The sequence below is a fragment of the Dietzia sp. DQ11-44 genome, assembly GCF_014145205.1.
GTDB lineage: Bacteria > Actinomycetota > Actinomycetes > Mycobacteriales > Mycobacteriaceae > Dietzia > Dietzia natronolimnaea.
In genome coordinates this window covers 1-10,121 of sequence record NZ_JAALEC010000052.1, presented here as the reverse complement: position 1 = coordinate 10,121, position 10,121 = coordinate 1, and the positions used below count along the sequence as shown (strand labels likewise).

At 70.8% G+C, this 10,121-nt stretch carries 11 protein-coding genes; 1 reads left to right on the top strand and 10 read right to left on the bottom strand.

Annotated features, from left to right (window positions below; translation table 11 throughout):
- The 10 genes from G6018_RS01635 to G6018_RS01590 form a co-directional block, all read right to left on the bottom strand.
- Positions 1-586, bottom strand: a 586-nt coding sequence (locus G6018_RS01635) for an amidohydrolase family protein (protein ID WP_182638545.1), incomplete at its 3' end; no start/stop codon positions are given.
- Complete coding sequence (locus tag G6018_RS01630) at positions 583-1,524, bottom strand: aspartate carbamoyltransferase catalytic subunit (RefSeq protein ID WP_182610782.1); 942 nt, start codon at positions 1,522-1,524, stop codon at positions 583-585. The genes G6018_RS01630 and G6018_RS01635, both read right to left, overlap by 4 nt.
- Positions 1,521-2,105 carry a bifunctional pyr operon transcriptional regulator/uracil phosphoribosyltransferase PyrR gene (gene pyrR / locus G6018_RS01625; protein ID WP_179525354.1) on the bottom strand — a complete coding sequence of 195 codons (585 nt, stop codon included), beginning with the start codon at positions 2,103-2,105 and terminating at the stop codon, positions 1,521-1,523. The genes G6018_RS01630 and pyrR overlap by 4 nt, the downstream gene beginning before the upstream one ends.
- A gap of 68 nt (positions 2,106-2,173) precedes the next feature.
- On the bottom strand, positions 2,174-2,719 hold the full coding sequence (nusB, locus tag G6018_RS01620) for a transcription antitermination factor NusB (protein ID WP_182610781.1): 546 nt from the start codon (positions 2,717-2,719) through the stop codon (positions 2,174-2,176).
- Positions 2,720-2,721: 2 nt separating this feature from the next.
- A complete protein-coding gene (gene efp, locus G6018_RS01615) occupies positions 2,722-3,285 on the bottom strand; it encodes an elongation factor P (protein WP_182610780.1) in 564 nt (187 codons plus the stop codon).
- Between the two features lie 74 nt (positions 3,286-3,359).
- Positions 3,360-4,460, bottom strand: a complete 1,101-nt coding sequence (locus G6018_RS01610; protein ID WP_182638544.1) for a M24 family metallopeptidase — start codon at positions 4,458-4,460, stop codon at positions 3,360-3,362.
- A complete protein-coding gene (aroB, locus tag G6018_RS01605) occupies positions 4,457-5,584 on the bottom strand; it encodes a 3-dehydroquinate synthase (protein ID WP_182610778.1) in 1,128 nt (375 codons plus the stop codon). Before aroB ends, G6018_RS01610 begins: the two co-directional genes overlap by 4 nt.
- A 56-nt stretch (positions 5,585-5,640) precedes the next feature.
- The gene (locus tag G6018_RS01600; RefSeq protein ID WP_182638543.1) at positions 5,641-6,192 is read right to left on the bottom strand and encodes a shikimate kinase; all 552 of its coding nucleotides are present in this window, start codon (positions 6,190-6,192) and stop codon (positions 5,641-5,643) included.
- Positions 6,189-7,391, bottom strand: a complete 1,203-nt coding sequence (gene aroC / locus G6018_RS01595) for a chorismate synthase (protein ID WP_182638542.1) — start codon at positions 7,389-7,391, stop codon at positions 6,189-6,191. The genes G6018_RS01600 and aroC overlap by 4 nt, the downstream gene beginning before the upstream one ends.
- A gap of 38 nt (positions 7,392-7,429) precedes the next feature.
- A complete protein-coding gene (locus G6018_RS01590) occupies positions 7,430-8,503 on the bottom strand; it encodes an AraC family transcriptional regulator (protein WP_179525360.1) in 1,074 nt (357 codons plus the stop codon).
- A 70-nt stretch (positions 8,504-8,573) separates the two neighbouring features.
- Between G6018_RS01590 and G6018_RS01585 the strand changes: the two genes are divergently transcribed.
- Positions 8,574-10,091: an NAD(P)/FAD-dependent oxidoreductase gene (locus tag G6018_RS01585; RefSeq protein WP_182638541.1), complete on the top strand. Its 1,518-nt coding sequence runs from the start codon at positions 8,574-8,576 to the stop codon at positions 10,089-10,091.
- The last annotated feature ends 30 nt before the right edge of the window (positions 10,092-10,121 follow it).

The following is a 10,121-nucleotide window of genomic DNA, read 5'->3' as shown; positions in this document are numbered from 1 at the left end:
CACCCTTGGTCAGGCGTGGCTCCTCCGCGTGCTGTGCGATCAGCACACCGAGTCCCGCCGAGTACTCGAGGGCGCGGCGCATCACCAACGGGTCGTAGACGCACATGCCGTCGTCGGAGAAGACCCTGACCCGGGCCTCGCCGGAGGCCATCTGACCCATCTCGGTGAGCTGTTCCCCCTTGAGTCCGACGGTGACCGCTCCCACCGGGTGGATGTCGCACAGGCCCACGGACCGGCCGATCCGCCACACGGAGTCGGTGACGGTCTGGTTGTCCTGCGGAGGCTGGGTGTTGGCCATGGCGAACACCGCGGTGTACCCGCCCCGCGCCGCCGCCGCCGACCCGGTGGCCACCGTCTCGGTGTCCTCCCGTCCGGGCTCGCGCAGGTGGGTGTGGAGGTCGACGAACCCGGGGAGCAGGACGGCGCCGGCCATGTCGTGGGTCTCGACGTCGTCAGGGAGATCCTCACCGGCGTCCGGTCCGATCGCGGCGACGAGCCCGTCCCTGACGAGCACGTCGACGGGGTCGCCCTCCCCGTAGGGCCGGACCCGGCGCAGCAGCAGGGTCGGGGGTTCGAGGGCGCTCACTCGGGGTTTCCTTCCGTTCCGACAAGGGTGTGGAGCAGGACCGACATGCGTACGTGGACGCCGTTGGTGACCTGCTGGAGAATCGCTGACGACGGGGCGTCGGCGGTGTCGAACCCGATCTCCATCCCCCGGACCATCGGTCCGGGGTGCAGGACGATCGCGTTCTCGGGCAACCGGGACGCACGGGCGGGCCCCAGGCCGTACCGCACCGCGTACTCGCGGGCGGACGGGAAGAACCCTCCGTTCATCCGCTCGGCCTGGACACGCAGCATCATCACCGCGTCCGCGCCGGGCAGCTCGGCGTCGAGGTCGGTCGAGGCCCGGACCGGCCAGTCCCCGACCCCCACCGGCAGCAGGGTGGGTGGCGCGACCAACACGACCTCGGCACCGAGGGTCGACAGCAGCAGCGCGTTCGACCGGGCCACCCGCGAGTGCAGGATGTCGCCGACGATCACCACCCGGCGGCCCTCGATCCCCCCCAGTCGTTCGCGGATGGTCATCGCGTCCAGCAACGCCTGGGTCGGGTGCTCGTGCATGCCGTCACCGGCGTTGATGACCGAGGGCCCGACGCCGCCGGGGGCGACCCAGCCGGCGATCTGGAGGGCGGACCCCGAAGCCGGATGACGCACGATGAGCGCGTCCGCACCGACCGCGGTCAGTGTCATGGCCGTGTCCCGCAGCGACTCCCCCTTCTGCACCGAGGAGGCGCTCGCGGAGACGTTGATGACGTCGGCACTCATCCACTTGCCGGCGGTCTCGAAGGAGACCCTCGTGCGCGTGGAGTTCTCGTAGAACACCGTCAGGACGGTCTTGCCCCGGAGGGTGGGCAGCTTGCGGACCTCGCGCCCGAGGAGCGTCTCCTTGAGACGGCCGGCCTCGTCCAGGATCGACAGCGCCGCGTCGCGGTCCAGATCGGCGGCGGAGAGCAGATGCTTCACCTGGCGTCCTCCGGTGTCGGCCGTCTGAGGACCACGGCGTCGACGTCGTCCGTCTCCGTGAGCCGCACCGAGACGCCCTCCTCGCGCGAGGTGGGGACGTTCTTCCCGACGTAGTCCGCGCGGATCGGGAGTTCGCGGTGCCCGCGGTCGACCAGGACGGCGAGCTGGACGCGGGCGGGCCTGCCGAGGTCCCGCAGCGCGTCGAATGCCGCCCGGATGGTCCGCCCGGAGAAGAGGACGTCGTCGACCAGGATGACGGTCGCTCCGTCGATGCCCTCGGCCGGGACCGTGGTCGGGCTCATCGGGCGGTGGGGGCCACCGGCGAGGTCGTCGCGGTACAGGGTCACATCGAGTGAACCGGCGTGTACGGCGGCTCCGCTGAACTCCCTGATGCGCTCGGCCAGACGGTGCGCGAGCGGCACACCACGGGTGGGGATGCCGAGCAGGACGACCGGACCCGAATCCGGTGCGTCCGCGGCCGTGCGTTCGATGATCTGGTGTGCCAGGCGGGATATCGTCCTGGCGACGTCGTCAGACGTGAAGAGTGAAACCGAGGTCGTCTCCGGACCGTCAGCGCTCACCGATCACCACCTCCTTGTCCGCCTCGCTGGACGGCTCGTTAAAGGGATAGTTTTCGGACCGAACTCTATCAGTCCTCGGTTCCGGTCTCCGACGGGTCGGGGGTGGCCTCCGACACGTCTACGGCCGGCGCCGGGTCCAGCGAGGACACCGCGCGCTCGGCCGCCCGGATGTGCTCGGCGAGCCCGGCGATGCGGTCGAGGACGGCGTTGACGTAGGGCACCGACTTCTCGGCGGACAGGTCGGCGACCAGCAGCACCGACTGGTCGATCACGATGGCCGAGTCCACGTCCTCGGTGCCGAACAACAGCTCCCACGCCCCGGCGCGCAGCACCGCACGGTCCACTGCCGGGAGGCGATCGAGCGTCCATTCCCGCAGGTGCTCGGCGATCATGGTGTCGAGACGGTCCAACCGCTCCGCCACGCCCGTGACGATGTCCATGGTGTACGAGGCGACGTCGTGGAATTCCTGCGACTGCTCGCCCATCCGGCGGCGTTCCTCGGCGAGCGCCACCACGTCGGCGTCCCGGAGCTCCGCCTCGAACAGCAGGGCCACCGCGCGCTTGCGGGCCCGGAACCTCGATCCCCGGCGCCGGTGTTCTGCGTCATCCGCCATGGTCAGGCGTTCACCCGGCTGAGGTAACGGCCGTCGCGGGTGTCGATCCGCAGCTTGTCGCCCGTGTTGATGAACAGCGGCACGTGGACCTCGGCGCCGGTCTCGAGGGTGGCGGGCTTGGTGCCGCCGGTCGACCGGTCCCCCTGCAGGCCCGGGTCGGTGTGCTGGACCACCAGGTCGACGGCGACGGGCATCTCGGCGAAGAGCGCCACGCCCTCGTGCATCGACACCTGGACGCTGGTGTTCTCGAGGAGGAACCGGGCACCGTCCCCCATCACGGTGGGCGAGACGTTGATCTGCTCGAAGTCCTTCTCGTCCATGAGGACATAGTCCTCACCGTCGCGGTAGAGGAAGGTCATGTCGCGGCGGTCCACCGTGGCGGTCTCCACCTTGACCCCGGCGTTGTAGGTCTTGTCGACGATCTTGCCGGAGACCACGTTCTTGATCTTGGTGCGGACGAAGGCGGGACCCTTACCCGGCTTGACGTGCTGGAACTCCTGGATCTGCCACAGGTTGCCCTCCTCCTTGAGGACAAGGCCGTTCTTGAAGTCGGCGGTGGACGCCATGGTCGTTCTCCTTCGCGAGTCGTCGGCGGGCGGCCGGGGACCGGCGCCGCGCGCATGTTCTGTGGGACGGCTGCTCAGAGCACGCTGAGCGCCGTCGACGTGGTGGTCAGGGACCTACCGCCCCCGCCGGTGACGGCCACGGTGTCCTCGATTCGGATCCCTCCGAGGCCGGGGAGGTAGATCCCCGGCTCGATGGTGATCACATCGCCGTCGGACAGTGTACTCGCGGACCTGCTCGACACCGCGGGCGCTTCATGGACGTCCAACCCCACCCCGTGTCCCAGCGAGTGGCCGAAGTACCCGTCGAACCCGGCGTCGGCGATGATGCCCCGACTCACCGCGTCGAGCTCCGAGCAGGCCAGTCCCGCCCGGACCGCCGCCACCCCGGCGAGCTGGGCGCGTCTGACGACCTCGTAGGCGTCGAGGAGTCGGTCGGCAGCGCCGCCCAGGGCGACGGTGCGGGTGCAGTCGGACGCGTATCCCGACACCGTCGCTCCGAAGTCCACCACGACGAGATCACCGGCGGCGAGCAGCCTGTCCCCCGGGACATGGTGCGGGTGCGCACCGTTGGGGCCCGAGGCGACAATGGTGTCGAACGCCACCCCGTCGGAGCCGGCCCGTCGCATCGCGTGTTCGAGATCCGCGGCGACCTCCCGCTCGCTGCGGTTCACGGCGAGCAGGCCGTGGGCCAGGAGATGGTTCCATGACTCGTCCACGACCCGGCAGGCACGCTCGATGAGTCCGATCTCGACCGGGTCCTTCGCCCGCCTGACCTGCTCCACGAGCCCGCTGGTCTCGACGACCTGTGTCCCGGCGGCCCCGATCTTCTCGAGAACACCGCGCAGGGCGGACGCCGCGGACAGGGTCAGGTCGTCCGCCTCCACCGCGAGCGGGGCGTCCGCGGGACCCCGGCGACGTCCGAGCACCCCGGCGACGTAGTCCCGCGAGATCACGTGCCCGACATCAGGGGCCTGCTCGACAACCTGGAGCTCGTACCGCGAGTCCGTGCACAGGACCGCCTCGCCGTCGTCCTCCACGAGGACGGCCCCACCGGATCCGCGGAACCCGGTGAGGTAGGCGATGTTCCGTGGGTCGGTGACCAGGAGCGCACCGGCTCCCGCCTCGGCGGCCGCGGAGGCGACCGCAAGTCGACGGGCCGCCAGGCGGTCGTTCACAGCAGGACCCCGCCGCCGCTGGGCTTGTTCCCCTCGGAGATCGCGGCGTAGGCCGCCGTCATCAGGGACGGGTCGGGGGCCTCCATGCGCGCCGGCCGGGCCAGTCCGTCGAGGACCACCAACCGGAGGAAGCCGGAGTGGTTCTTCTTGTCCCCCGCCATCAGCTCGAGCAACCGCGGGAACGCGTCGTCGTGGTATCCGGTGGGTAGGCCGAGAGAGGACAGGATCGACGCGTGACGGTCGGCCGTCGCGTCGTCCAGACGACCGGCCAGGCGGGCCAGCTCGGCCACGAAGCACATCCCCACGCTCACGGCCGCCCCGTGCCGCCAGCGGTACTGCTCACGCCGCTCGACCGCGTGGCCGAGGGTGTGTCCGTAGTTGAGGTTCTCCCGGGGACCGGACTCCCTGAGGTCCCGGCCCACCACGTCGGCCTTGACCTGGATGCTCCGGCGGATGAGCTCGACGATCGTCTCCCCGGTCGGGTCGAGCGCCGCCTGCGGGTCGGCCTCGATGAGATCGAGGATCGCGGGGTCGGCGATGAAGCCGCACTTGACCACCTCCGCCATCCCGGAGATCAGCTCGTTGCGCGGAACCGACTCGAGTGTCGCGGTGTCGACGAAGACGGCGGCCGGCTCGTGGAAGCTGCCCACCAGGTTCTTGCCCGCGTCGGTGTTGATCCCGGTCTTACCACCGACGGCGGCGTCCACCATCGCGAGCAGCGTGGTGGGGATGTGGATCACGCGGACCCCGCGCATCCAGGTGGCGGCCACGAAGCCGGCGAGGTCCGTCGCCGCCCCGCCGCCCAGGCTCACCACGGTGTCCTTGCGGCCCAACCCGATCTTGCCGAGGACGTCCCAGCAGTACCCCGCCACTGCCAGATCCTTGCCGGCCTCGGCGTCGGGGATCTCCACGCGGTGCGCGTTGACGCCGGCCTCGGCGAGCTGCTCGCGCAGGGCCTCGGCGGTCTGGGTCAACGGAGGCTGGTGGAAGATCGCCAGGTTGCGCGACGTCGAACACGCCTTGAGGATCTCCGGCAGCAGTCCACGGCCGATCACCACCGGGTACGGATCGGCGGACCGCACCTCCACCACCACGGGGTCGGTGTCGTTCCGGTCTCGGTTCATGATGGACTCCCGCTCATCGCTCGACTACTCACGCTCGTACCCGTCTCTCGCCCGACTCACGATCGGTCCCCTGTGCCCCGGGCGTGCGGGTCACCGGACTCGAGCCTGTCGACGATCTCCGTCACCACCTTGCCCGAATTCCGGCGTTCCGTGCTCACCGTCGACCACGCCACCTCGCGGTACAGCGGTGACCGCTCGGTCAGCAACGCCTGGTAGCGCGCCGTCGCGTCCCCGCCCGCGAGGAGAGGACGGCCCGGACCGCGCGACCGACGAACACCCTCGGCCACCCCGATCGTCAGATGGATCACGCGGTGACCACGGAGCCGTGCGCGGGTGGTGGCCGAGAGCACCGCCCCGCCCCCCAGCGACAGGACACCGTCGAAGGACGCGAGCGCCTCCCCCACGACCTTCTCCTCGATCGCGCGGAACGCGGGCTCACCGTCGTCCGCGAAGATCTCGGGGATCGACCGCCCCTCGGACTCCTCGATCATCTGATCGGCGTCACGGAACGGCACGTCGAGCCTCCGGGCGAGCTTGCGTCCGATCGTCGTCTTGCCGGCACCCGGCGGACCCACCAGGACGGCGACCGGCCGTGCCGGATCGCTCATGCCGGATCCGAGTCCCAGTCCAGTCTCGCCGCCACGGCGTCGAGGTAGCCCTGCGCGTTGCGTCGGGTCTCCGACACCGAGTCCCCGCCGAACTTCTGCAGGACGGACCGTGCCAGGACCAGCGCGACCATCGATTCCGCGACCACTCCGGCAGCGGGGACCGCGCACACGTCGGAGCGCTGGTGGATCGCGGTGGCGCCCGACCCGTCGGCCATGTCGACCGTGCTCAGCGCGCGGGGGACGGTGGAGATGGGCTTCATGGCGGCGCGGACCCGGAGCGGCTGACCGTTGGTCATCCCCCCTTCGAGTCCACCCGCACGGTTGCTCCGGCGTCCCACACCGTCCGCTCCGCGCACCATCTCGTCGTGTGCCACGCTTCCCCGTCGACGGGCGGTCTCGAAACCGTCGCCGACCTCGACCCCCTTGATCGCCTGGATACCCATGAGGGCCCCCGCCAGTTGGGCGTCGAGGCGCTCCTCGCCGGACACGTGCGAACCGAGTCCGATGGGCAGACCGTGGACAACCACCTCGACCACGCCTCCGAGCGTGTCGCCGGCCTTCTTGGCGGCCTCGATCTCGGCGATCATCAGGTCCCCGCTCGCCGCGTCGAACGCGCGCACGGGACTGTCGTCGATGGCCGGCAGGTCGGCGAACGTGGGCTCGGGTCCGGTGTAGGGCTCGGAGGCGCCGATCGAGATCACGTGCGAGAGGACCTCGACACCCAGGACCTCACGCAGCAGCGCGCGGGCGACCGTCCCGGCGGCGACCCTGGCCGCGGTCTCGCGGGCGCTCGCGCGCTCCAGGACCATCCGGGCGTCGTCGAAGTCGTACTTCAACATGCCGGCGAAGTCGGCGTGGCCCGGGCGCGGTCGGGTGAGCACGGCCGCGCGGGCCTTGTCCTCGATCGCGTCGGGCTCGACGGGATCCGCCGACATGATCTGTTCCCACTTGGGCCACTCGGTGTTACCGACCTCGATCGCGATGGGCGAGCCCATGGTGCGACCGTGCCGGACGCCCGCGAGCACCCTCACCGCGTCGGCCTCGAACTTCATCCGGGCGCCGCGGCCGTAGCCCAGGCGGCGGCGGGAGAGCTGCGAGGCGATCTGCTCGCTCGTCACCTCGACCCCCGCGATGACGCCCTCGACGATCGTCACTAGGGCCTGGCCATGCGATTCTCCGGCGGTGGTCCACTTCAGCACGCCGCCGATCATCCCACGTCCGGGTCTCACCCGGCACATCAGGCCCGCGGCGCCGCCGAGGTCCGGGTCCGGGAGGCGACGGAGGCCTGGTGTGGCGTGGTGCCGGTGAGGCGCCGGAACGCGTGGATGAAGCTCGACGCCTCGGCGTATCCCAGGCGGATCGCGACGTCCTCGACCGAGAGCAGACCGGTGGCCAGCATCCGCTCCGCCAACTCGACCCGGACGTCGCCCAGCAGGCGCTGGTACGAGGTGCCCTCGTCCGCCAGCCGCCTCCGCAGCGTCCGGGGACTCATCCCCAGTGCGGCGGCCACGGAGGTCATGGGTGCCCCCTGGGAGAGACTCCCGGTGATCTCGACGCGGACACGGCTGCTCACCGGCCCGCGGGTCCGGCGGGTGGCGGCGAGGTCCCGGCAGAGCGCCTCGGCCATGGCCACCGCCCCGGCACTGCCCTGCGGGAGGGGTCGGTCGAGGTGGACGGCGTCGAAGACCGCCGTGACCCCGTCGCCACCACCGGGCGATGACGGCACCGTGCCCAGCCGCTCGCCGTAGGCGGCGAGGGTCTCGTCGGTGCGCCCACCGGCGAACGTGACCTCGGTGAAGGGCAGGCCGCCGGGGACGAGGTCCCGGAGAACGGAGTCGATCGCGAAGAGATCCCGATCCACGAGGAACTCGCGGACGTCCTCCGGGAGGGCGGCTCCCCCCAGCCGGACGACGATCCGGTCGCCGGTCGCCTCCACACCGAACGCGCTGAAGATGTAGCTCAGATCGATGAAGCGCAGTGTCATGGCGATCACGTCGCGGAGGGTGGGGCTGGACAACAGGGCGTATCCGAGGATCCCGAAGGTCGTCAACCTATAGGCGGCCCCGACTTCCGCGGCGAGCGCGGGGCGGTCACCAGCGGCGGCGCACAGGTTGCGGATCGCGGCGAGCTCCTGCGCCGGGGCCACCAGCAGATCGGGGGTCGCGAGCTCGGCGGGACTGAGACCGACCCCGCGCAGGATGGTCCCCGCCTCCACGCCGAGTGCGCCCCCGGCCTCGACGAGCACACCGATGCCGGTGGCAGAACGCGGGAAGTCCCAGTGCGCTACCGCGGGGCGGTCCCAGGAGGTCATGGCCGGAATTATGGATTATTCGTCCGGGAAAGTCTGTGGCCACGCCGGGCCGACCCCATACGGTCGCACCATGACTTCCTCCGCCTCACCCGCGAACAGCACCCGACGGCGCCCGCGCGTACTCATCATCGGCGCCGGATTCGGTGGCCTCGGCGCCGCCTACGAACTCACCCGAGACGACCTCGCGGACGTGACGATCCTGGAGAAGGCCGACGACGTGGGCGGGGTGTGGCGGGACAACACCTACCCGGGAGCGGCCTGTGACGTGCCGTCGAACCTGTACTCGTACTCGTTCCACCGCAAGACGGACTGGGGCCGCCGCTACGCCGAGCAGCCGGACATCCTGTCCTACATCCGCGAGACGGCGGACCGGTACGGCCTACGGGACAAGGTGCGCACGGGGATCGAGGTGACCTCGGCCACCTTCGACGAGGACACCGCCACGTGGACGGTGCTCACCGCCTCCGGCGAGTCGTTCGAGGCCGACGTTCTGGTCCCCGCGATCGGCCAGCTGTCCAGGCCGGCCTACCCGAACATCCCCGGGCTGGACTCCTTCGCGGGCCCGTCGTTCCACTCCGCCCGGTGGCGGCACGATGTGGATCTCACCGGCAAGCGGGTCGCGGTGCTCGGTACCGGGGCCTCGGCGATCCAGTTCGTCCCCCGGATCCGTGAGGCCGCGTCCCACGTGACGGTCTACCAGCGCTCGGCGCCGTGGGTGGTGCCCAAGCCCGACCGGGCCTACACCGACGCGCACCACACCGCGTTCGCCCGTGTCCCCGGCCTCGTCCCCGCGATGCGCGGGGCGATCTGGGAGACCACGGAGGCCATCGGCCTCGCCCTGACCTCCGCTCGTCCACTGGCGCGGATCCTCAGCGGGTTGGCCAAGGCCAACCTCAGGCTGACCGTCCGGGACCCGGAGTTGCGCGCCGCACTCACCCCCACGGAACCGATCGGGTGCAAACGGATGCTGTTCAGCAACGAGTGGTACCGCGCGCTCGCCCAGCCGGACGTCGACGTGGTGACCGACGGCGTCGCCGAGGTCGTCCCCGACGGGATCGTCACATCCGACGGACGTCTGCACCCCGCCGACGTCATCGTCTACGGCACCGGCTTCAAGGCCACCGAGTTCCTCGCGACCATCACCGTGCGGGGGCGCGGGGGCCGGGATCTGCACGAGCAGTGGCGCGAGGGCGCACGGGCGTACCTCGGGATGGCCGTCCCGGGCTTTCCCAACATGTTCCTGGTCTACGGCCCCAACACCAACCTCGGCAGCAGCTCGATCATCCTCATGATGGAACAGCAGGCCCGGTACATCCGTCAGATCGTCGAGGATCTGGCCCGGGCTGAGCGGCCCGTGGCACTCGAGGTGCGACGTGAGGTCGACGACGCCTACGACGCCGAGATGCTGCGACGCCTCGACGACTCGGTCTGGAGCGGGTGCGACTCCTGGTACAGGGTGGACTCCGGAAGGGTCACCACCAACTGGCCCGGGTTGGTCCACGAGTACCAGCGCCGGACCCGCACCGCGGACACCGCCGACTACGAGACCGTCGCGCCGCGTCGCTCGGCGGAGTCGGCGGCGGTCTGATCGCCCGCCCGGCGCCCGGTGGTGCCGGGC

Coding starts and splice junctions, on each gene's coding strand:
- nusB (WP_182610781.1), bottom strand. CDS start 2,719: ATGGCGGATGACGCAGAACACCGGCGCCGGGGATCGAGGTTCCGGGCC.
- efp (WP_182610780.1), bottom strand. CDS start 3,285: ATGGCGTCCACCGCCGACTTCAAGAACGGCCTTGTCCTCAAGGAGGAG.
- aroB (WP_182610778.1), bottom strand. CDS start 5,584: ATGAACCGAGACCGGAACGACACCGACCCCGTGGTGGTGGAGGTGCGG.
- G6018_RS01600 (WP_182638543.1), bottom strand. CDS start 6,192: ATGAGCGATCCGGCACGGCCGGTCGCCGTCCTGGTGGGTCCGCCGGGT.
- G6018_RS01590 (WP_179525360.1), bottom strand. CDS start 8,503: ATGACCTCCTGGGACCGCCCCGCGGTAGCGCACTGGGACTTCCCGCGT.
- G6018_RS01585 (WP_182638541.1), top strand. CDS start 8,574: ATGACTTCCTCCGCCTCACCCGCGAACAGCACCCGACGGCGCCCGCGC.